This is a genomic window from Leucobacter massiliensis (assembly GCF_002982315.1).
Taxonomy (GTDB): domain Bacteria; phylum Actinomycetota; class Actinomycetes; order Actinomycetales; family Microbacteriaceae; genus Leucobacter; species Leucobacter massiliensis.
Map to the genome: position 1 here is coordinate 22,695 of NZ_MWZD01000012.1, position 21,308 is coordinate 44,002.

Sequence of the window (21,308 nt, forward strand, 5' to 3'; positions counted from 1 at the left end):
CACCTCCCTCACTGCTCCGTGTGGCGCGGCTACGGTCCGCGCGGCCGCGTAGGGCGGCAGAGGCCGCGACCTCACGAAGACCACTATAGGTGGCGCAACGCCGCCGATGTTACCGCTCTCTTCTCCAGGCGGCGGCGCGCCGGACCCTGGAGCTCCGCGCGGCGAGGGAGCCGGCCTCTCGGGGAGGGTGGTGCCAGAAGCGTAAGCTCCCGGCGCGGGGAGGGGGGCTCAGTGCCAGGTGTCGCTGTCGGGGCGCTGGAGGTCCTTGCGCGCGTCGAGGTCTTCCTGGCTGGGCTTCCCGCCGAGCCCGACGAGGGCGACCATCACGACGGAAACGATGAAGCCGAGGCCGAGGAAGACGAGTGCGAGCAGCCAGTCGCGCGTCGCCATGAGGACGACGAGCCCCGCGAACACTCCGAGCACCCCGGCGAAGCCGACGAGTTCGAGGGGCCGCAGGCGGTCCCGTCGCGACGGGGTCACGGGGCTCTGCTCTGCGGGCTCGGGCGGCATGCTCATCGTCTGCTTTCCTGTCGGTGTCAGTGGTCGTCGCGCGCGGGCTCCGGGCGCCGGACGTCGAAGGCGGAGATGCCCAGGAAGACGCCGGCGACGATGGCGTAGGCGCCGAAGAAGCCGAGTACCGCGACGGGATCCTCCCTGACCAGCAGGCACAGGAGGGCGAGCAGGATCCCGGAGGCCCCGAGCAGCACCCGGTCGGAGCGGCCGTCGGTGCGCATGAGCGCGTTGCCCACGAGTTCGAGCAGCCCGCTCACGAGCCCCCACGCCGCGATGACGCACGCGAACAGGATCGGGGTTCCGGCGAAGGGGAGGGCGAGGGCCGCGAGCACGGCGGCGAGGCCGAGCAGCAGCGGTACCGGATACGCCGGCACTCCGCGGCGCGCACGCCACTCGATGAGGTGGGCGATCCCGAGTGCGCCGAGGGCGATGGCGGACACGCCTCGGTCGAAGCCGAGCTGCTCGTGCAGCGGGGCGGTGAATGCGATGGCCATGCCGGAGGCGAGCAGCGCGCCCACCCGCACCAGCCGGACGGTGCGGGGCACCGGAGTTTCCGGGGTCGTCGACGGTCCGGTGCTCGTCGCTGCGGCGGCCATCACTCCCCTTTCTTCGCCTTCAGTCTACCCCGGCCGCACCGGCGCATCCTGACCGCCGATCCCCGCCCCGCAGGGTCGGTCCCCGCCCCCGGCTCTCGATCCGCGCTGCCTTCCTGGCGCGCATCTCCGCTCGCGGATGCGTCAGGGCTCATACGCCCTGCGGCATGTCCTGGAAGCGGGAGTAGTGGCCCTGGAAGGCGACGGTGACGGTGCCGGTGGGACCGTTGCGCTGCTTGGCGAGGATGAAGTCGGCTTCGCCGGCTCGTGGGCTGTCCCGGTCGCCGACGGCTTCGCGGTGGAGGAGGATGACCATGTCGGCGTCCTGCTCGAGTGAGCCGGATTCGCGGAGGTCGCTGATGGCGGGCATTTTGTCCGCGCGCTGCTCGGAGGCTCGGTTGAGCTGGGAGAGCGCGATGACGGGCACGTCGAGCTCTTTGGAGAGGAGCTTGAGGGCGCGGGAGAACTCGCTGACTTCCTGCTGGCGGCTTTCGGCTTTCTTGCCGCTGGAGAGCAGCTGGAGGTAGTCGATGACGACCATGCGCAGCCCGTGCTGCTGCTTGAGACGCCGGCATTTGGCGCGGATCTCGACGAGGGTGAGGTTGGGGCTGTCGTCGATGAAGAGCGGCTTCTCCGCGATGCGGGCCTGCGTGGCGGCGAGCTTCTGGAAGTCCCGGTTGTCGAGGGCGCCCTTGCGGAGGGTCTGCATGGGGATGGTGGCTTCGGCGGCGAGGAGCCGCATGGCGATCTCGGCGCGGCCCATTTCGAGGGAGAAGAAGACGGTGGGGGCATCGGCGTGGACGGAGGCGTTGCGTGCCACGTCGAGGGCGAGGGTCGATTTTCCCATGGCGGGACGGGCGGCGATGATGATCATCTGCCCGCCGGCGAAGCCGTTCGTCATGGCGTCGAGTTCGCTGAAGCCGGTGGGCACGCCGAGCATGCCGTCGGCGGCGGCGTTCGCCTTGTTGATCTCTTCGAGGGCCGCGTCGACGGCGAGCGAGAGGGGGACGTAGTCCTCGCCCTGACTCTCGCCGGTGACCCCGTAGATCTCGGACTGGGCGACGTTGACGAGGTCGATGGCCTCGCCCTCGCCCGCGTAGCCCATCTGGACGATGCGGGTACCTGCTTCGACGAGCCGCCTGAGGAGCGCTTTCTCGGCGACGATCTCGGCGTAGAAGCTCGCGTTCGCGGCGGTGGGGACGATGCTGGTGAGCGTGTGGAGGTACTCGGCGCCTCCGGCGCGCTGCAACTCCCCGCTCTTGGTGAGCTCGTCGGTGACGGTGATGACGTCGGTGGGCTCGCCCCGGGAGTAGAGCGCGAGCACCGCCTCGTAGATGACCTCGTGCTTGGGCACATAGAAGTCGGGCCCTTTGAGGAGGCCGGTGACGTCGGCGACGGCGTCTTTCGAGAGCAGCATGCCGCCGAGCGCGCTCTGCTCTGCGAGGAGGTCGTAGGGCGGCGTGCGTTCGTGGCCGCGGGCCTCTTCCTCCGCGAAGGGATCGCTGATCCCCAGGTGTGCGATGGACACTCGCTCACTCCTTCACGTCGTCGGGGTGGTTACCGAACCATCAGACACCGGACCCCGGACATTCACCGTAGGGCCGCTGCGCGCGGGGTTCAAATGTCCGCCGGAAGCGGGGGATCGATCCTGTGGATAACTTCGTGGACAACTCACCCCTTCGCGCCGCGGCTTGTCCACACGCTTGGGGACAAACTGTGGATGGCTTGTGGAGGATAGTGAGATATTCGGCCTTGATCAGGTGTTTTCAAAATCCACAGCCGAAAAGTTATTCAAGTTTCAGGTAGAACTTGAGGCTTGGGGGAGGGCGCGGGGTGTGGAGAAATCGGTGGGCAGAGGCTGTTTGTCAAGACGCACCCGCGGCCGGGCGTTTCGCGATGTTCACCGGCGGTTCGGTTCCGCAGCGCATTCGGTGCGAGCCGGTTCCGCCGGCCGCAGCACCCCCTCAGGCGCCCGCTCCGAGCGCGGACACGCGAAGGCGGGGCGGGGTGCCCGAGAGCTCCCCGCCCCGCCTTCGCGGAGGGCGTTCAGCGCTGCGCGATGACCTGCAGGGTCACCTCGGCGTCGACGCCGTCGTGCAGGTGCACGATCGCGCGGTACTCGCCGGTCGTCTTGATCGACGGAACCGTGATCTTGCGCTTGTCGATCTCGCCCAGGCCCGCCTCGGACACGGCCGCGGCGACCGCAGCCGGCTTGACGGAGCCGAAGAGACGGCCACCGGTGCCGGTCTTGGCCTGCAGGCGGATCTTGCCCTCCTGCAGCTTCGCCTTCAGCGCCTGCGCGTCCTCGACCGAGGCGAGCGCGCGGGCCTCGCGCGCCGCACGCAGCTGAGCGACCTGGGCCTCGCCACCGCGGGTCCAGTGCACCGCGTAGCCCTGGGGCACGAGGTAGTTGCGGGCGTAGCCGTTCTTGACGTCGACGACGTCACCGGCGGAACCGAGGCCCTGGACCTCGTTCGTGAGAATTACCTTCGCCATGATGGTCTACTCCTTAGCGGCCGGAGCCGGCGTAGGGGAGGAGAGCCATCTCGCGGGCGTTCTTCACGGCCTTCGCGATCAGACGCTGCTCCTGCACGGACACGCCGGTGATGCGGCGGGCGCGGATCTTGCCGCGCTCAGAGATGAACTTGCGCAGCGTCGCGACATCCTTGTAGTCGATGACGCCGACGGTCTGCTTCTTCGCGGGTGCGAGGGTCTTGGCGTTCTTGCCGCGACCCGGCTTGCGGCCTGCGCCGCTGGACTTGCCTGCCATATGTGGTCTCTTTTCGTGATGCGATCCGGGGCTGCCGGATCAAGAAGTGTTCTGCCTTAGAAGGGCTGCTCGTCGTCGAACCCGCCACCGAAGTCGCCGCCGCCGGCACCGCCCTGGCCCGAGTTGGTCCAGGGGTTGTCCTGCTGCTGCCCGGCGGGCTTGCCCCAGCTGCTCTGGCCCTGCGGCTGTCCGCCGCCGAAGCCTCCGACCTGACCGCGAGCCTGCCCGCGGGTCACCTGAGCGGTGGCGAAGCGGAGCGACGGCCCGACCTCTTCGACCTCGAGGTCGAGCGAGGTGCGCTGCTGCCCCTGGTTGTCGGTGTAGCTGCGCTGGGTGAGGCGGCCCTGCACGATGACGCGCATGCCCTTCGTGAGCGAGGCTGCGATGTTGTCGGCGTACTCACCGTACGCGCGGCACCCCAGCCACAGCGGTTCGCCGTCCGACCACTCGCCGGACTGACGGTCGCGCACGCGCGGCGTCGAGGCGATCCGGAAGGTCACCCACGACTTGCCCGCCTGGCTCACGCGAGGCTCGGGATCGGCAACCAGGTTGCCGACCACGGTGATCAGCGGCTCGCCGGCCATGAGCTACGCGCCCGCCTTCGCGGCTGCGCGAGCGGCCTTGGCCTGATCGTGCTTGGCCTGGGCGGCGCGCTGGGCGATGAGCTCGTCCGCACGCAGCACCTTCGTGCGCAGCACGGCCTCGGAGAGACCCAGCTGACGGTCGAGCTCGGCGGTCGCCTCGGGGCTCGCGGTGAAGTTCACGACGGCGTAGATGCCCTCGGACTGCTTCTTGATCTCGTAGGCCAGACGGCGCTTGCCCCAGATGTCGACGTTCTCGATCTCGCCGCCCGCAGTGCGGATGACGCCGAGGAACTTCTCCAGACTGGGGGCCACGGTGCGCTCGTCGATACCGGGATCGAGGATCACCATGAGTTCGTACGGATGCATTACTGACCCACCTCCTTCGGACTTCACGGCCGCAGGCTTTCTGCGGCAGGAGGGTGCTTGTGCATCGTGCCCGCGAGCCGAACGGATCGTTCCGCGCGCAGACAACTTGAACAGCCTACCACTTTCAGGCCGGATCGGCTCCCGGAATCCTGCGGAAGGTCTCGATGCGGCCGATCGGCTCGCGCTGCCCGCCCACGTGCACGATGTCATCACCGTCGACGGTCAGCTGGGTGCCGTGGGCGCGCAGCGCCGCCCGCTTCCGCTCGAGCCAGGCAGTCACGTCGTGGGACTCGCACGCGGGCGAGGCCTCCTCGCCCGCGCTCCCGGTCCCGGCCGTGACGATCTCCCAGAACGGGATCCCGAGCCCCTGGGCGACCGCCCGGGAGAGGCGGTGGGCGAGGACGTGGTCGGGATGGCCGTATCCGCCCCCGTCGTCATAGCTGACGATGCCCTGCGCGCCGGCGCGGGAGGCGGCGGCGAGCAGATCGTTCAGTGCCTCGACCGCGGGGACGCTCGTCAGCGCCTCGGCTCCCGACGACGGCGCGGCCGTGGCACGGCCATCCGCCCCCCACGCCATCCCCGAGTCCTCGTAGATGACGGGGGAGAGGCCCGCTGCACGCGCGGGCTCCACGCCGAGAAAGGCGTGGCGGACCACCCCCAGCATGTCGAGGGCGGTGCGCAGCTCGTTCTGGCGCACGATCGCGAGGCCGTGCGTGCCCGCGAGCGCCTGGAGCGGCCCCGGCACGACCTCGCCCCGCTCGCCGCGCGTCAGCGTGACGAGCAGCGGCTCCCGGCCCGCCGCGGCGAGCGCCGCCAGCGTGCCGCCGGTCGTGATGGACTCGTCGTCGGGGTGCGCGTGCACGAACATGATGCGCGGCCGCCCGTTGAACCACTCCGCCGGATCCTGCACCGTCATGCCCCCTGCTCCGCCCACCACTGCCGCAGTCGCTCCTCGGCCGCCGCCTCGCCGATCGGACCCTCGTCGAGGCGCAGCTCGAGCAGGAACTTGTAGGCCCGGCCCACCATCGGTCCCGGGGGCACCCCCAGGATCGCCATGATCCGCTCGCCGTCGAGCTCGGGCCGCACGGCGGCCAGCTCCTCGGCCTCCGCGAGCTCGCCGATCCGCCGCTCGATGTCGTCGTAGGCGTGCTCCAGGCGCTCCGCCTTGCGCCGGTTTCGGGTCGTCACATCCGCGCGCGTGAGGATGTGCAGGCGCTCCAGCTCCTCCCCGGCATCACGCACGTAGCGGCGCACCGCCGAGTCGGTCCACTGCTGGTCGCTGTAGCCGAAGAAGCGCAGGTGCAGCTCCACCAGCCGCGACACGCGCTTCACCGTGTCGTTGTCGAAGCGCAGCTCCCGCAGGCGCTTGCGGGCGAGCTTGGCGCCGACCACGTCGTGGTGGTGGAAGGTGACGCCGCCGCGCTCGAAGCGGCGCGTGGCCGGCTTGCCGATGTCGTGGAGCAGCGCCGCGATGCGGAGCACGACGTCGGGGGAGGGCTCGTGGGCGCGGGAGTGCTCGAGCTCGATGGCCTGACGCAGCACCGTGAGGCTGTGCTCGTACACGTCCTTGTGCCGTCCGTGATCGTCCTGCGTGGCGCGCAGCGCGGTGAACTCGGGGAGGAAGCGCTCGGCGAGCCCCGTGTCGACGAGCAGCCGGAGGCCGGGATCCGGGTCGGCGGTGCGCAGCAGCTTCACGAACTCGTCCCGCACGCGCTCCGCCGACACGATGTCGAGCCGCTCGGCGAACTCCGCCATCGCCTCCTGCGTCTCGGCAGCGACCGTGAAGCCCAGCTGGGAGGCGAAGCGTGCGGCGCGCAGCATGCGGAGCGGATCGTCGGTGAATGAGTCCTCCGGCGGGCCGGGCGTGCGGATCACCCCGGCCAGCAGGTCCTCGACGCCGCCGGCGCCGCTCTCCGAGGAGGCACCGACATCGACGAGGCGGAGATCGGGGAGCATGAGCGCGAGGGCGTTGATCGTGAAGTCGCGTCGCACCAGATCCGCCTCGATGGTGTCGCCGTAACGGACCTCGGGCTTGCGCGAGTCCTCGCGGTAGCTCTCCGCGCGGTAGGTGGTGATCTCGACGTCCTCGCCCCCGAGCCGTGCGGCGATGGTGCCGAAGTCGCGGCCGACGTCCCAGACGCTCCGGGTCAGGGAGTCGAGGATCTCGCGCGTCTCCTCGGGACGGGCCGAGGTCGTGAAGTCGAGGTCGGTGACGGGGCGGCCCAGCAGGGCGTCGCGCACCGGCCCCCCGACCAGGGCGAACTCGTGGCCGCGTGCTGCGAAGGCGGCGGCGAGGGTGGCGACCGGCTCGGAGGCCGCGATGGTCCGCAGCGCCTGCATGGATTCGGCGAGGGTGGGCATCCCTCAAGCGTACCGGGGCGCCCGGGGCGGCAGAGGCCGCGGGCGCCCCGGGCGGCGCCCGGCGCACCGCAGGAGACCTGAGCTCCCGGGGCGACCTCTTAGACTGAGCCACATGTCTCCAGCTCGACGGCGCCATGTGCGGGCAGCCCTCGCGGCTCTGCTGGCGCTCGGCATCATCGGCACCTCCGCGAGTCCCGCACTCGCACGCCCCGCCGCCGCGGTTCCCGCGCCCGCTCCCGCTCCGGCTCAGGAGGAAGGGACGGACGGCTCCGGACCCGTTCTCGTGCTCGCTCCCCGTGAGTCGGTGATCCGGGAGAACACCGATCTCGCCTTCGAGGTGCTGCTGCGCAATCCGGGCGAAGATCCCGTTCCGGGCGGACGGCTGGAGCTGCGGATCTCGGCGGCCCCGCTGCGGGACGCCGCCGCGCTCGACGCAGCGCCCCCCTCGGCCACGCTGCGTCTCGCCGAGTCGACGCTCGGAGAGACCGCCGCCGAAGGGGAGCAGCTCGCGACCGTCTCGGTGCCCCAGGCCGAACTGCCTCCGCTGAGCGATGCCGGCGTCTACGTGGTGGAGGGCTCCTTCGTGAGCGACGCCGGGGACGCCGGGAAGGAGGTCTCGCTGAGCGGCACGACCTCGCTCGTGTGGCGGAGTCCCGGGGCCGCGGCCGGCGGCACAGCCGGATCGGGAGAGGGGGCATCCGCGGCCTCGCCCGGCCTCCGCCTCGCCGTGATCGTCCCGATCGTGCTGCCCTCCGAGATCCGCACCCTGCCGACGCGCCGCCAGCTCGAGGAGATCGTCCCCGCCTGGGACGAGCTGCTCACCCGCGCACGGGCACAGGAGGCGACGCTCGCCATCGACCCGCGGGTGATCGCGGGAATCCGTGCCTACGGCGCCGATGTCCCCGAGAGCGCCTCCCGTTTCCTGACACGTCTGGAGCAGAGCACCCTCCCCAGCTTCCTACTGCAGTTCGCCGACGCCGACCCGGCCGCCCAGGCAGCGCTCGGATACACCTCGCTGCTCGCGCCGAGCAGCCTCGACTTCGTCTCCCGCTTCGGCGACTTCGAGCCCAGCACGCCCTCGCCCACCCCGCGCTCGGGCACCCCGAAGCCGGAGGACGCGAACGGCTCCGAGGCCGCGGGCGGCTCCTCTGCGAGCGACGACGCCGCATCCGGCGCGCAGGAGGGAAGCGGAAGCACCGACGCCACGCCGGGCGAGGAGGGCGAGAAGGGCGACGACGACGCTCAGGACGGCACTCCGTCGCGGCCGCAGCTCCCGAGCCTCGACGAGCTGCTCAGCTGGCCGCAGGGCCTGGCCGCGGCGTGGCCGGCGAACGGCGCCGTCGACAGTGAGACCCTGGCGCTGCTGCGCGACTCGGGGCTGTCCACCGTGGTGCTCGGCTCGGGCAATGTCGAAGGATCTGCGAGCCGCGGCCGGATCGAGCGCTCCGAGGCCCTCGTCACCGATGACGCGCTCGGAGCGGCGGCGCGCGCTGCGCTCGCCGGCGCGACGGAGCCCGAACGCGCCGCCGGCGCCGCCGAGCTCAGCTCCCGACTCGCGCTCGCAGCGAGCGGCGGCTCCGATCCGGTGCTGCTCGGCCTCGATCGCGGAGCCGTCGCCGACGCCTCCGAGCCGGCTGCCGTCCTCGATCTGCTCGCGTCCCTCGACTGGCTCTCCCCGGCTCCGGTGTCGGCGCTGCCGGAGGGCGATATCGAGTTGCGCGCGGGCGGCACCGACGAGTCACGGCTCGAGCTGCTGCGCGCCGCCGCCGCGCGCGAGTCCTCGATCACGGAGCTCGGCGCGGTCCTCGTCCATCCCGAGTACCTGAGCGGATATCAGCGCGCGCGCCTGCTCGACCTCTTCGCGACGCGCTACGCCGACGCGGAGGCGGAGTTCGAGACGGTGGCGGCGCAGTTCCGCGAGCGTGACTCCGAGCTCCTCGGCGGCGTCCGCGTCATCAGCACAGAACACACCCAGCTGGTGGGCAGCTCGACCCGCCTTCCGGTGCAGCTGCGCAACGCCCTCCCCTTCGATGCGCTCGTCACGGTGGAGGTGGCTCCGTCCTCTGCCGCGCTCGCGGTCGAGGAGCGTCGCTTCGCCGACGTCGCAGTGGCGGCCGAGTCGAACGACCGCCTGCTCGTCCCCGTGCGCAGCCGCGTGTCCTCGGGGGAGTCGGGGATCGTCGTGACGGTGTCCGCGGCCTCCGGCGATCCGACGGTCTTCACGAGCACCCTCCCCGTGACGATCCGCAGCAGCTTCGAGACGATCGCGCTGTGGGTGCTGGGCGTGCTCGCCGCGCTGCTGCTCGGCTTCGGAACGTGGCGGAGCGTCCGCCGCCGCGCCGCCGGCCCCGGGGGCGCGGAATAGCCCGGCCCTAGGATGGGTTGTACTCTCAGCGCGGTCCGCCGTGCACCATCCCGCTCGGGGAGGCCCGTCCGCCCCGTACCGCATCGAGCGAGGAGCCTCATGCACCAGATCATCATCATCGGTTCCGGACCGGCCGGCTTCACCGCGGCGATCTACGCCGCGCGCGCCGGCCTGAAGCCCCTGCTCTTCGCGAGCTCGGTCGCGATCGGCGGGGAGCTGATGAACACGACGGACGTCGAGAACTTCCCCGGCTTCCCGGAGGGCGTGCAGGGACCGGAGCTCATGCAGAAGATGCAGGAGCAGGCCGAGCGCTTCGGCACCCAGGTGGCGTACGAGGACGTCGTCGACGTCGACTTCTCGGGCGAGGTGAAGCGCGTGACGACGGGAGACGGCGCCGTCCACGAGGCGCGCACCGTCGTGTACGCGACCGGCTCGGCCTACCGGAAGCTCGGCCTGCCCGATGAGGATCGCCTCTCCGGTCACGGCGTCTCGTGGTGCGCCACCTGCGACGGGTTCTTCTTCCGGGAGAAGACGATCGCCGTGGTCGGCGGCGGCGACTCGGCGATGGAGGAGGCCACCTTCCTCACGCGCTTCGCGGACAAGGTGTACGTGATCCACCGCCGCGAGGAGCTGAAGGCCTCGAAGATCATGCAGCAGCGCGCCTTCGACAACGAGAAGATCGAGTTCGTCTGGAACGCAGAGGTCACCGCGATCCACGGCGAGGCTCAGGTTTCCGGCATCACCCTGCGCGACACCGTCGACGGCACCGAGCGCGAGCTCCCGGTGGAGGGCCTCTTCATCGCCATCGGCAACGATCCGCGCACGCACCTCGTCCACGGCAAGCTCGAGCTCACTCCGGAGGGCACGATCGCCGTCGAGGGACGCAGTTCACGCACCTCCGCCCCCGGCGTCTTCGCCGCGGGCGACGTGATCGATCCGAGCTATCGCCAGGCCATCACCGCCGCCGCCTCCGGCACGGTCGCCGCGCTGGACGCCGAGCACTTCCTGGCCGCGCTGCCTGCCGAGGAGCCGGCCGCCGCCCTCTGAACCACCGGTCGCTCGCCGAGCGGCCCGCACGACCGCCCACCGAAAGGGGAACACCATGAGCGCAGCCATCACCGTGGACGAGCAGAACTTCGAGCAGCTCGTCCTGCAGAGCGAGGTCCCCGTCCTCGTCGACTTCTGGGCGGCCTGGTGCGGCCCCTGTCGCGCCGTGGCTCCGGTGCTCGACGAGATCGCCTCCGAGCAGGACGGCAAGCTCGTCATCGCCAAGCTCAACGTCGACGAGAACCCCAATCTCGCGGCGCAGTACCGCATCACCTCGATTCCCGCGATGAAGGTCTTCAAGGGGGGCGAGGAGGTGCGGGAGATCATCGGCGCCATGCCGAAGCCGATGATCGAGGAGCAGCTGAACGGGATCATCTGAGCCCGGGCGCCAGGCTCGCAGGGGCGGGACGGAGCATCGGCTCCGTTCCGCCCTTTCGTGTCCGGCTCGCCGCCCGCTCAGCGGGACTCGGCGAGCGCCGCGAGCCGGTCGAGCGAGGCGCGAAGCGCTGCGGCGTCGAAGGAGCGCGCACGCGGGAAGCGGGAGGGGTCGTCGAGCTCGGTCCAGTCGTAGCTGTGCCGCACGAGCGTGCCGCCCTCGGGCCGGGGCTCGAGCTCCCATCGCCACAGGTGGCCGGGAGCCGGCCCGCCGACGGGGGAGGGCTTCCACGCGATGCGCAGTCCCTCCTCGAACTCGACGACGCGGTTCTCGCGGATGTGCCCGCCCGTGTTGTGCATGACGAAGACGTCACCGGCGCGCCGCACCCGCTGCCCCGGCTCCGCCGAGGCGAGGTTGTCGTTGCCGTCCCAGCTCGGCTGCTGCGCCGGGTCGGCGATGAGCTCGAAGATGGACGCCGCCTCGGCCTGCACGAGACGCTCGACGCTGACGATGCGCTGTTCCTGGGTCACGGATTCAGTCAAGCACATCCCGCGGCTCCGCGACAGCGGAGGCCGGCGACGACGTTACCCGAAGCCCGGGTCGTCGAGTTCCGAGAGGATCCGCTTGAGGTCGGCGATCGTCGCGAAGTCGATGATGATCTGCCCCTTCTTCGCGCCGAGCTTCACCGCGACCCGCGTGTCGAAGCGATCGCCGAGCCGCTCGGCGATCTCGCCGAGCTGGGCTTGCACCCCTCCGGCGCGCGGCTTGGGGAGCCGGCGCTTCGGCTCTTCGGCGGCGGCCGCTTCGGCGGCCCGCACTGAGAGCCCCTCGTTGACGATCTTGTCGGCGAGGCGCTGCATGGCCTCACCGTCACCGTCGAGCGACAGGATCGCGCGCGCGTGCCCGGCCGTCAGCACGCCGGCGGCCACCCGGGCCTGCACCGGTTCCGGCAGGCGCAGCAGGCGGATCGTGTTGGACACCTGGGGTCGCGATCGTCCGATCCGCTCGGCGAGCTGCTCCTGCGTGATGCCGAAGTCCGCGAGGAGCTGCTGGTAGGCAGACGCCTCCTCGAGCGGGTTGAGCTGAGCGCGGTGCAGGTTCTCGAGGAGCGCGTCTCGGAGCATGTGCTCGTCGGCCGTGCTGCGCACGATCGCGGGGATCGTCTCGAGTCCGGCGCGCTTGGAGGCGCGCAGACGCCGCTCGCCCATGATCAGCTCGTAGCGCGGCTCGCCCTCCTGGGGCGTCGGCTCGATGGCGCGCACGACGATCGGCTGGAACACCCCGAACTCTCGGACGCTGTGCGTGAGCTCCTCGAGGGCGTCCTCGTCGAACTCGGTCCGGGGCTGTGCGCGGTTGGGGACGATCTCCTCGACCCGCAGCCGCGTGAGCTGCGCGCCGGGGACCTCCTGCAGTTCCGAGCCCGCGGTGTCCGCTTCATCCCTCACGGCAGCCGGAGCGTCCGATGCGACGGAACCGCCCTCGGGGAAGAACACGTCCACGGGGCGCTCACCGCCCGTCGGGGGCTGAGGGATGAGCGCACCGATCCCGCGACCGAGCCCGCCTCGCTTCTTCGTCGCCATGCGCTACGCCTTTCCCTGTTCCGTGCCGACTGTGCCGTTCCCCACGCCGGGGCCGCGCTCCGCCATCTCCGCCGCCGCCTCCAGATAGGCGAGCGCCCCGATCGAGGCACCGTCGTAGGCGTGCACCGTCTGTCCGTAGCTCGGAGCCTCCGAGATGCGCACGGAGCGCGGGATGACCGCCGCCAGCACCTGATCCGGGAAGTGGGCCCGCACCTCTCCGGCCACCTCCTGCGCGAGATTGGTGCGCGCGTCGTACATCGTCAGCAGGATCGTGGAGATGCGCAGGCCGGGGTTGAGGTGCTTCTGGATGAGCTGGATGTTGCCCAGCAGCTGGCTCAAGCCCTCGAGCGCGTAGTACTCGCACTGGATCGGGATGAGCACCTCGTCGGCGGCCACGAAGGCGTTGACGGTCAGCAGCCCCAGTGAGGGCGGGCAGTCGATGAAGACGTAGTGGTATTCGCGCTCCGATTCCGCGAGGAACGCCTGCAGTGCGGTGCGCAGTCGCTGCTCGCGTGCCACGAGGGAGACGAGCTCGATCTCGGCGCCGGCCAGGTTGATCGTGGACGGCACGCAGGCGAGATTCTCGTGATCGGTGGTGGGCTGCAGCGCCTCGCCCAGGCCGGTGTCTCCGAGCAGCACGTCGTACACGCTCGTCACCTCGGGCCGGTGGGGCACGCCGAGGGCTGTCGAGGCATTGCCCTGGGGGTCGAGATCGATGACGAGGACGTTGGCACCGCGGCGGGCCAGCGCGGAGGCGAGATTGACCGTGGTGGTCGTCTTGCCGACCCCGCCCTTCTGATTCGACACCGTGATGACGCGCGGTCGATCGGGGAGGGGCGAGACGGTCTCGGCGAGTTTGCGGCGTCGCCGGATCTTATCGACGAGGTGGTCGCCGACGAGCGACTTCTCCGCTTCAGCCATGTCTATCGATTTTAGCCCGAAAGACGCGGGTCGTCTCGCTCAGGAGGCCGGCACCCAGCTCCTCGATCGTGAAGTCCTTCACGCCGGAGTGCCGCAGCTGCTTCCGGGCGGCGTCGATCTCGCTCTGCACCGAGCTTCCCTTGAGCAGGAGGAGCTCACCGCCGTCCGCGAGCAGGGGAGCGGCGATCGGCACGAGCTTGCGCAACGCGGTCACCGCGCGCGCCGTCACCTGATCCACCTCGAACGCCCCGTGGTACTCCTCGGCCCGGCCGCGCAGCACTTCGACGTTCTCCAGCCCGAGCTGCTCGGCTTGCTCGCGCAGCCAGCTGCAACGACGTTCCATCGGCTCGATCAGCCGGAAGCTCGCGTCGGGCCTGACGATCGCGAGCACCAGTCCGGGCATGCCGCCGCCGGTGCCGATGTCGGCGACCCGCGCCCCCGAGTCGATGAGCGGCGCCAGCACGGCGCTGTTGAGCAGGTGCCTGGTCCACAGCCGGGGGGCTTCGAGAGGGCCGATGAGTCCGAGCTCCTCGCCGCGCTCGCCCAGATCGCGGGCGAAACGACGGAGCACGGAGATCCTGTCTCCCGCGATCTCCGCGGCGCTCGGAGGTTCCGCTTCGATTGCAGTAGTCATGGTCTCCTCAACTTCTCCCGGCTCGCCCGAGTCCCCGGCCAGTGCGGGTTTCACGTGAAACGACGGGATCAGCCGCGGCTGATGACGAGGCGCCGGTCCCTGCCCTCGCCGCGGGACTCCGAGTGGTATCCGCGCTCGGCGACCTCGTCGTGCACGAGCTTGCGCTCGTAGGAGGACATCGGCTCGAGCTCCACCGCTTCGCGTCCGGCGGCGATCTGCGCGACGGCGGCGTCGACCATGCCCTTGAGCTCGAGCGCACGCGCGCTTCGCGAGCCGGCGACATCGACGATGAGCCGCGTGAAGTGCCCGGTCTTCGCCTGGACGGCGAGTCGGGTGAGATCCTGCAGGGCCTGCACGGCATCGGGGCTCGCGATACGGTCCAGCTCGGCACCGCCTCCGGTCACCGAGACATAGGCGCGGCCGTTGGCGACGTCGATGTCGATGTCGCCGTCCAGATCCGCGATGTCGAGCAGCCCTTCGATGTAGTCGGCGGCCAGATCGCCCTCGGCCTCGAGCACCTCGAGATCGGGTTCGGCGTCCTGGGCGTGCGCTTCGACGCTGTCAGTGCTCACGATGCCCTCACTTGCCCTTCTTCTTGGCGCGCTTCTTGCCGATCGGCTGCTGACGCTGCCCCTGCGGCGCCGCGGGCTGCCGCGCCGACGGGTCCTGGCCCAGCGCCTTGGCGCGCTTCTCGTCGTCGGTCATCTTACCCTTGGCCTTCAGGCGCTCCTGGCGCTGACGCCAGGCCTGGCTTCCGGGCGTGGGCATGTTCCGGATCACGATGCCCTGCTGCCCCATGGTCCAGAGGTTCGAGCTGAACCAGTAGATGTTCAGCGCGAGCGGGAAGGCGACGCCCGAGAAGAGGAAGGCGAAGGGGATGATGTAGAGCAGGATGCGCTGCTGACGGTACATCGGGGAGGCCTTCGTCTCGTCCGAGACGTTCTTCGACATGATCTGCAGCTGGGTGAAGAACTGCGAGGCGATCATGAGGACCATGATCGCTCCGAGCAGTGCCACGACCATCCAGTTGCCGTTCTCCCACCCCTGGGTGAAGGTCATCTTCAGCGGCGCTCCGAAGATGCTCGCGGCGTTGAAGCTCTGCGTCATCTCGTCGTCCATGAAACCGATGCCGGTGCGGTTCTCGGCGGCGTGCCGCAGCACGTAGAACAGCGAGAAGAAGATCGGCATCTGGATGAGGATCGGGAGGCACGAGGCGAAGGGGTTGGTGCCGTGCTTCTTGTACAGGGCCATGGTCTCGCGGCTCATGGCCTCACGCGAGAACTGATCCTTCTTGCCCTTGTACTTGTCCTGGATCTTCTTCATCTCGGGGGCGAGATCCATCATGCGGCGCTGCGACTTGATCTGGCGCAACGTCACCGGGATCAGCGCGGATCGGACGACGACGACCAGGCCGATGATCGACAGCACCCAGGTCACGCCGGATGCGGGATCCATGCCGATGGCGGTGAAGAGCCAGTGCCAGGCCCACAGCACGAGCTCGACGAGCCAGCGCAGCGGCCAGAGTATGGTTTCGAAGAAGTCCACCGGGTTAGGCCTTTCGCTCAGTGGGGCGGACGAAGCCGCGGGGATTGGTCTCGAAGTTCTGATGACGCGGCGCCGGCACATCGTCGATCCCACCGGGGGTGAAGGGATTGCACCGGAGCAGTCTCCAGGCGGTGAGGACGGTGCCCACGACGAAGCCGCGCAGCTGGTACGCCTCCACAGCGTACCGGGAACACGATGGATGATACCTGCACACCTGGCCGTAGAGCGGTGAGATCAGGCGCCGGTACAGGAGCATCACGGCGATCGCCGCGTTGCGGGGGAGGAGCCAGCACTCGAGCAGCACGCTCATGATCCCTGCACTCCAGGGGCCAGCTCGCGCTGCACGCGGTCGATCGCCCGATCCATCTCGCGCTCGAGCTCCCGGAAACTGGCGGTCGCCGCCGCGGGGAGGGCCCGGAACACGACGTCGATCCCGGTGAATCCGTCGCTCAGCCGGCGCTCCGCGACGGTCTTCATCCTGCGACGGATCAGATTGCGAGTGACGGCGTTGCCCACTGCCTTCGACACGATGAAGCCGAAGCGCGCCGCTTCGCCTTCCGAACGCACGAGCGCGTGGGTGATGCAGAAGGCACCACCCACGCGCCGGCCGGCGCGCACGACGCGCCGGTAGTCCTCACCCCGGATGACACGATGCTGCCGTGCAGGCATGACCGGGTTCCGGGGACTGGCGACTACGCAGTCAGCTTGGAGCGGCCCTTGCCACGGCGGGCCGCGACGATGGCGCGGCCGGCGCGGGTGCGCATCCGGGCGCGGAAGCCGTGGACCTTCGCGCGGCGGCGGTTGTTGGGCTGGAACGTACGCTTGCTCATGACAGACTCCGTGACTTATGGAATAGATCCCCGGGCTTCGATCGCTTCGAGGAAGTCGGATTCTGGGCGAGCGGGCGCGGCCGCCGGAGGAGCGAAGCCCTCCGCGCCGCACGCGCAAGCACGACGCACTGTTCGCACGGGCCGCCCATACAAGGTACTTACTCTACGCGAGGAGAACTGCTCCGTCAAAGCGAAGCCTCGGTCGTCGAGCATTCACCCAGGAGCGCGGCGCTCCAGACGCCGGGACTTGCCTGTGGAGAAAACTGTGACTAACGTGGGCGCAGGCCGTCTGCCGGTTCCGCGCCTCTCGCGGAATATCAGCGATCTCTCCGATTCTCCCTGTGGATAACTCTGGGTATAACGGCCGCCTCCTGAAACCTACGATTCCGAGCCGGGTGCACGCGTGACTGATGACGAACTGCTGGACGTCTGGGCCAGTGTGACCCGCGCGGTGATGGCGGACCCCTCGGTGGGCCCGGCGAACGGCGCGCAGGTGGCTCTCGCGATGCCCCGGGGGATCGCGGCGGGCACCCTGTATCTCGCGGTCCCCTACGAGTTCACGCTGAAGCTCCTGGAGAGCCGCCTGCGGCCGGCCATCATGGCCGCCATCTCGGCGATCCCCGAGGCGGAGGAGATCGAGAACTTCGTGGTCATCGTCGACGAAGAGGCTCACCCCTCTCTCGACGCCGACCCGGTCGCGGATGAGCGGGACTCCGGCGCGCACGCCTCCGAGGGGATGCCCTCGGGATCGGGTGGGGCGCACTCCGCGGGATCCGCTCACATGGCGCGGTCCGACACGCCGCGTCCGGTGGATGAGCCGCGCCGGCGCCACGGTGCCGACGCCCCGGTCGACAGCAGGCTGAACGACAAGTACCGCTTCGACAGTTTCGTCATCGGACAGTCCAACCGCTTCGCCCACGCCGCAGCGGTCGCCGTGGCGGAGGCGCCTGCCCGCGCCTATAACCCGCTGTTCATCTACGGCGACTCCGGGCTGGGAAAGACGCACCTGCTCCACGCGATCGGCCACTACGCGCGCGAGCTCTTCCCCGAGGTCCGCGTCCGCTACGTGAGCTCCGAGGACTTCACCAACGACTTCATCAACTCGATCGCGAACAACCAGGGCGCTGCGTTCCACGCTCGCTATCGCAGCGTCGACATCCTGCTCGTCGACGACATCCAGTTCCTGGAGGACAAGGTCGAGACGCAGGAGGCCTTCTTCCATACCTTTAACACCCTTCACGACCACAACAAGCAGGTGGTCATCACGAGCGATGTGCAGCCGAAGCAGCTGCGCGGCTTCGAGGAGCGGATGCTCTCCCGCTTCGAGTGGGGGCTGCTCACCGATATCCAGGCCCCGGATCTCGAGACACGCATCGCGATCCTGCGCAAGAAGGCGCAGCGTGAGAATCTCGAGATCGACCACAGCATCCTCGAGTTCATCGCGAGCAAGTTCTCCTCGAACATCCGCGAGCTGGAGGGGACGCTCATCCGCGTGACCGCCTACGCGAGCCTCAATCAGCAGCGCATCGACATGCCCCTCGTGCACACGGTGCTCAAGGATCTCATCACGCTGGACGCCGACAATGAAGTGCAGCCCTCCGACATCATCAGTCGCACCGCGGAGTACTTCGATCTGTCCGTCGACGATCTCTACGGGCCCACCCGTGCCCAGCAGATCGCGACTGCGCGCCAGATCGCCATGTATCTCTGCCGCGAGCTGACCCCGCTTTCGCTGCCCAAGATCGGTCAGCTCTTCGGGGGCCGCGATCACACGACCGTGATGTACGCCCACAAGAAGATCTCGCAGCTCATTGCCGAGCGACGCTCGATCTACAACCAGGTGCAGGAGCTCACCACCCGGATCAAGCAGGGGTCTCGCTGATCCGTGGCCCCGCGCTCAGGGGGAGGTTTTCCACAGATCGCGCCCTCCCTGTGGATGGATGGGGAGAACCCGGGCATTTCTGTGGAGGGATGACGCCCGCCTGTGGAATCGGCTCGCGGCCCGGATTACCGCGTCATCCCGCGGATCCCGGCTTCGCGGACCTCGCCAACAACTCACACGCGTGTAGTTCTTTAGGAAACACTGGGCGCATGAGAGTTATCCACAGTATCCACAGCTGTTAACACTGTTAACACCTCAATCTGTTTTCAGGGCACTCGATCACGCACTCCGAAAGCAGCGGCCCGGTGAGCGACGGCAGCCCCGGATGCTGCGCCCCGGCGAGTGTGCAAAGATTGTGATCCGAAGATCAGGCGCGCGCAGGTGTGCGTGGGAGGGACCTCAGATGCGATTCACCGTCAACCGAGACGTGTTCAGCGAAGCCGTGTCGTTCGCCGTGAAGCTCCTCCCTCAGCGCCCCACCCAGCCGCTGCTGAGCGGAGCGCTCATCGAAGCCGAGGGCGAGCAGCTCACGGTCTCCTCCTTCGACTACGAGGTCTCCGCGCGCACCAGCGTGTCGGCGGTGATCAGCGAGGCCGGCCGTGCCCTGGTATCGGGGAGGCTGCTCAGCGAGATCGCGCAGCGTCTGCCTCACGCCGATGTGGAGGTGACGCTGCTGGAGAGCCGTGTGGAGGTGCGCTGCGGCTCCGCGTCCTTCAGCCTTCCCGCGATGCCGGTGGAGGAGTATCCGCAGATCCCCCGAGTGGACTTGGTCTCGGGTGCCGTTCCCGCCGATCTCTTCGCGGACGCGATCGCTCAGGTCTCTCTCGCCGCTTCGAAGGACGACGTCACCCCGGTGATCACGGGCGTGCAGTTCGAGGTCAACGAGAACTCGCTCACGCTCACCGCGACGGACCGCTACCGCGTGGCGACCCGGAGCATCGACTGGGAGGGCACGGGCGAGCAAGCGCATCTCACGGCGCTCGTCCCCTCGAAGATCGTCACCGAGGTGGGCAAGAACTTCTCCGGCGACGGACAGGTGCAGGTGTCCGTGATCAAGGACGCGGAGCGCGAGCTGATCGCATTCACCGGGGGAGCGAAGACCGTGACCTCGCTGCTGATCAAGGGCAACTACCCGCCGGTCGGCAGGCTCTTCCCGGAGCGGGTCGACAACTACGCCGTCGTCAACACGGGCGAGCTGGTCGAGGCGGTGGGCCGCGTTGGTCTCGTCCTCGAACGTGAAGCTGCGCTCCGTTTCTCCTTCGTGGAGGGCTCGGTGACCCTGGAGGCCGCGGGCACCGAGTCGGCGCACGCTGTGGAGACCGTCGACGCCCACCTGGTGGGGGACGACATGGTCGTGTCGTTGAAGCCACAGTTCCTGCTCGATGGCCTGCGTTCGACGCACGCGGAGTTCGCCCGCATCGCCTTCACCCGGACCGATAACCCGGGGAAGCCGGGTCCGGTGCTCATCACCAGCCAGCGCAGCAAGGATGAGGCCGACGAGGAGAGCTTCCGCTACCTCTTGCAGCCGAATCTCCTGCTGCGGTAGGGGGAGAACGCGGTGCGGGTCGCCCATCTCTCGCTCGCCGATTTCCGCAACTATGCGACAGCGGAGCTCGAGCTCGCCGCCGGCCCGAATCTCCTCATCGGCCGCAACGGCCAGGGGAAGACCAACCTCGTCGAGGCCATCGGGTACTTTGCGACTCTCCGTTCGCATCGGGTGACGGGCGACGGCCCCTTGATCCGCGCGGGGGCCGAGGCGGCCGTGGCAAGAATGCGGGTGGCCTCGCAGGACCGTGAGGTCGTGCTCGAACTGCAGTTGAATCGCGAGCGGGCGAACCGGGCTCAGGTGAACCGGCACGGGGTCCGGCCGCGGGAGGTGACGCGCTGGTTCACGGCCGTGGGATTCTTCCCGGAGGATCTTGCGATCGTTCGTGGAGAGCCTTCAGGACGCCGTCGGTTCCTCGATGACGCACTCGTGGCGCGTCATCCGGTCGCTGCGGGCGCGCTGGGGGATTACGAGCGTGTCCTGCGGCAGCGCACCTCACTGTTGAAATCCGCCCGTCACGGATCCGGTGCTCTCGAATCGACCCTCCAGATCTGGGATGACCAGCTGGTCGAATTCGGCACGCAGATCATGCTGGCGCGGCGCGCGCTCGTCAGCGATCTCGCCGAGCCGCTTCGACGGAGCTATGCGCGTCTGGTCGAACAGGATCACCGGCCCACTCTGCGATTGGCTGAATCCGTCAGCGCCACGCTCGACGCGGCCGTTTCACGTGAAACGCCGATGGAATCCTCCGCGAGGGAGGCTGTTTCACGTGAAACGCTCGCGGAGGACTTCCGTGCCGCGCTTGCGCGTGTGCGTGCCCGAGAGATCGAACGAGGTGTGACACTGGTCGGACCGCATCGGGACGAGCTCGTGCTCTCGCTGAACGAGCTCCCCGTCAAGGGCTACGCGAGTCACGGGGAATCCTGGTCCTTTGCGCTCTCGCTGAAGATCGCACTCGCAACGATCCTCCGAGAAGGGTCTGCCGCCGGTGATCCCGTCATCATCCTCGATGACGTCTTCGCGGAGCTGGACGAGCGTCGCCGAGAACGTCTCATGTCGGCGGTGAGTGATTTCGAGCAGGTGATCGTGACGGCGGCCGTGGAGGACGACGTGCCGGGCGGTGGCGTGCGCTGGCGCCGGGTGGGGATCGAGGCCGGGACGGTCCTCGACGCGGAGAGGCCGGGCATCGGCGCGGGCGTGGGGGCGTCCGGAGTCCCCGCGGAGGCGGACCATGACGATGCGCAGAGCCGGGACGAGCGGAGCTCTGCGGAGCCACGGTCGGGAGAGAGCGAAGCTGCTCACGGGTCCGGGCTCGGGGGAGCGGACGAGCATGGCGGTGGCTCAGGGTGAGCGTGCGACCCGAGGAGGGTTTCGCCACCGAGGCCTATCTCCGCG

Annotated in this window: 24 protein-coding genes; 6 read left to right on the plus strand and 18 right to left on the minus strand. The window is 69.3% G+C overall.

Translation table 11 applies throughout. The annotated features are described in order from the left end of the window. Positions 1-228: 228 nt before the first annotated feature. The 9 genes from B4915_RS01105 to B4915_RS01145 all read right to left on the minus strand — a co-directional run bounded on the left by B4915_RS01105 (position 229) and on the right by B4915_RS01145 (position 7,187). Positions 229-516: an ABC transporter ATP-binding protein gene (locus B4915_RS01105; RefSeq protein WP_105804016.1), complete on the minus strand. Its 288-nt coding sequence runs from the start codon at positions 514-516 to the stop codon at positions 229-231. Between the two features lie 20 nt (positions 517-536). After that, a complete protein-coding gene (locus tag B4915_RS01110; protein ID WP_105804017.1) occupies positions 537-1,109 on the minus strand; it encodes a DUF308 domain-containing protein in 573 nt (190 codons plus the stop codon). 148 nt (positions 1,110-1,257) lie between these two features. After that, positions 1,258-2,634, minus strand: a complete 1,377-nt coding sequence (gene dnaB, locus B4915_RS01115; protein ID WP_105804018.1) for a replicative DNA helicase — start codon at positions 2,632-2,634, stop codon at positions 1,258-1,260. Between the two features lie 518 nt (positions 2,635-3,152). Then, entirely contained in the window at positions 3,153-3,602 is a 450-nt protein-coding gene (gene rplI / locus B4915_RS01120) for a 50S ribosomal protein L9 (RefSeq protein WP_105804019.1), read from the minus strand. A 13-nt stretch (positions 3,603-3,615) separates the two neighbouring features. Further along, positions 3,616-3,876 (minus strand): 30S ribosomal protein S18, encoded by a 261-nt coding sequence (rpsR, locus tag B4915_RS01125; protein WP_017884085.1) that lies wholly within the window; start codon positions 3,874-3,876, stop codon positions 3,616-3,618. 56 nt (positions 3,877-3,932) lie between these two features. Beyond that, on the minus strand, positions 3,933-4,460 hold the full coding sequence (gene ssb, locus B4915_RS01130; protein WP_105804020.1) for a single-stranded DNA-binding protein: 528 nt from the start codon (positions 4,458-4,460) through the stop codon (positions 3,933-3,935). 3 nt (positions 4,461-4,463) lie between these two features. After that, a complete protein-coding gene (gene rpsF / locus B4915_RS01135) occupies positions 4,464-4,826 on the minus strand; it encodes a 30S ribosomal protein S6 (protein ID WP_105804021.1) in 363 nt (120 codons plus the stop codon). Between the two features lie 124 nt (positions 4,827-4,950). Then, positions 4,951-5,742: a PIG-L family deacetylase gene (locus B4915_RS01140; RefSeq protein ID WP_105804181.1), complete on the minus strand. Its 792-nt coding sequence runs from the start codon at positions 5,740-5,742 to the stop codon at positions 4,951-4,953. After that, on the minus strand, positions 5,739-7,187 hold the full coding sequence (locus tag B4915_RS01145) for a CCA tRNA nucleotidyltransferase (RefSeq protein WP_105804022.1): 1,449 nt from the start codon (positions 7,185-7,187) through the stop codon (positions 5,739-5,741). Before B4915_RS01145 ends, B4915_RS01140 begins: the two co-directional genes overlap by 4 nt. 112 nt (positions 7,188-7,299) lie before the next feature. On the opposite strand from B4915_RS01145, the gene B4915_RS01150 reads away from it, so the two are divergent. From B4915_RS01150 to trxA, 3 genes are all read left to right on the plus strand, one after another. Then, a complete protein-coding gene (locus B4915_RS01150) occupies positions 7,300-9,552 on the plus strand; it encodes a DUF6049 family protein (protein WP_146119994.1) in 2,253 nt (750 codons plus the stop codon). A 99-nt stretch (positions 9,553-9,651) separates the two neighbouring features. Beyond that, positions 9,652-10,599, plus strand: a complete 948-nt coding sequence (trxB, locus tag B4915_RS01155; RefSeq protein WP_105804024.1) for a thioredoxin-disulfide reductase — start codon at positions 9,652-9,654, stop codon at positions 10,597-10,599. A gap of 55 nt (positions 10,600-10,654) precedes the next feature. Beyond that, the gene (gene trxA, locus B4915_RS01160) at positions 10,655-10,978 is read left to right on the plus strand and encodes a thioredoxin (protein WP_105804025.1); all 324 of its coding nucleotides are present in this window, start codon (positions 10,655-10,657) and stop codon (positions 10,976-10,978) included. 77 nt (positions 10,979-11,055) lie between these two features. Here trxA and B4915_RS01165 read toward each other — a convergent pair whose 3' ends face one another. From B4915_RS01165 to rpmH, 9 genes are all read right to left on the minus strand, one after another. Then, on the minus strand, positions 11,056-11,505 hold the full coding sequence (locus B4915_RS01165; protein WP_245907280.1) for an SRPBCC family protein: 450 nt from the start codon (positions 11,503-11,505) through the stop codon (positions 11,056-11,058). 54 nt (positions 11,506-11,559) lie between these two features. Continuing rightward, positions 11,560-12,555, minus strand: coding sequence for a ParB/RepB/Spo0J family partition protein (locus tag B4915_RS01170; protein ID WP_105804027.1), 996 nt, complete (start codon positions 12,553-12,555; stop codon positions 11,560-11,562). Positions 12,556-12,558: 3 nt separating this feature from the next. Next, positions 12,559-13,476 carry a ParA family protein gene (locus B4915_RS01175; RefSeq protein ID WP_105804028.1) on the minus strand — a complete coding sequence of 306 codons (918 nt, stop codon included), beginning with the start codon at positions 13,474-13,476 and terminating at the stop codon, positions 12,559-12,561. Then, a complete protein-coding gene (rsmG, locus tag B4915_RS01180; protein WP_105804029.1) occupies positions 13,469-14,110 on the minus strand; it encodes a 16S rRNA (guanine(527)-N(7))-methyltransferase RsmG in 642 nt (213 codons plus the stop codon). Before rsmG ends, B4915_RS01175 begins: the two co-directional genes overlap by 8 nt. 68 nt (positions 14,111-14,178) lie before the next feature. After that, a complete protein-coding gene (locus B4915_RS01185) occupies positions 14,179-14,682 on the minus strand; it encodes a Jag family protein (protein ID WP_181158415.1) in 504 nt (167 codons plus the stop codon). A 7-nt stretch (positions 14,683-14,689) separates the two neighbouring features. Continuing rightward, positions 14,690-15,655 carry a membrane protein insertase YidC gene (gene yidC / locus B4915_RS01190; protein ID WP_105804031.1) on the minus strand — a complete coding sequence of 322 codons (966 nt, stop codon included), beginning with the start codon at positions 15,653-15,655 and terminating at the stop codon, positions 14,690-14,692. 4 nt (positions 15,656-15,659) lie between these two features. Beyond that, on the minus strand, positions 15,660-15,965 hold the full coding sequence (yidD, locus tag B4915_RS01195) for a membrane protein insertion efficiency factor YidD (RefSeq protein ID WP_105804032.1): 306 nt from the start codon (positions 15,963-15,965) through the stop codon (positions 15,660-15,662). Then, positions 15,962-16,324: a ribonuclease P protein component gene (rnpA, locus tag B4915_RS01200; RefSeq protein ID WP_105804033.1), complete on the minus strand. Its 363-nt coding sequence runs from the start codon at positions 16,322-16,324 to the stop codon at positions 15,962-15,964. Before rnpA ends, yidD begins: the two co-directional genes overlap by 4 nt. A 23-nt stretch (positions 16,325-16,347) precedes the next feature. After that, a complete protein-coding gene (gene rpmH / locus B4915_RS01205; protein WP_010155609.1) occupies positions 16,348-16,485 on the minus strand; it encodes a 50S ribosomal protein L34 in 138 nt (45 codons plus the stop codon). Positions 16,486-16,888: 403 nt separating this feature from the next. Here rpmH and dnaA point away from each other — a divergent pair, with 403 nt between their 5' ends. The 3 genes from dnaA (at position 16,889) to recF (ending at position 21,263) form a co-directional block, all read left to right on the plus strand. Continuing rightward, positions 16,889-18,367 (plus strand): chromosomal replication initiator protein DnaA, encoded by a 1,479-nt coding sequence (gene dnaA / locus B4915_RS01210; RefSeq protein WP_105804034.1) that lies wholly within the window; start codon positions 16,889-16,891, stop codon positions 18,365-18,367. Between the two features lie 403 nt (positions 18,368-18,770). Beyond that, a complete protein-coding gene (dnaN, locus tag B4915_RS01215; RefSeq protein ID WP_105804035.1) occupies positions 18,771-19,913 on the plus strand; it encodes a DNA polymerase III subunit beta in 1,143 nt (380 codons plus the stop codon). Positions 19,914-19,925: 12 nt separating this feature from the next. Further along, positions 19,926-21,263, plus strand: a complete 1,338-nt coding sequence (recF, locus tag B4915_RS01220) for a DNA replication/repair protein RecF (protein ID WP_105804036.1) — start codon at positions 19,926-19,928, stop codon at positions 21,261-21,263. The last annotated feature ends 45 nt before the right edge of the window (positions 21,264-21,308 follow it).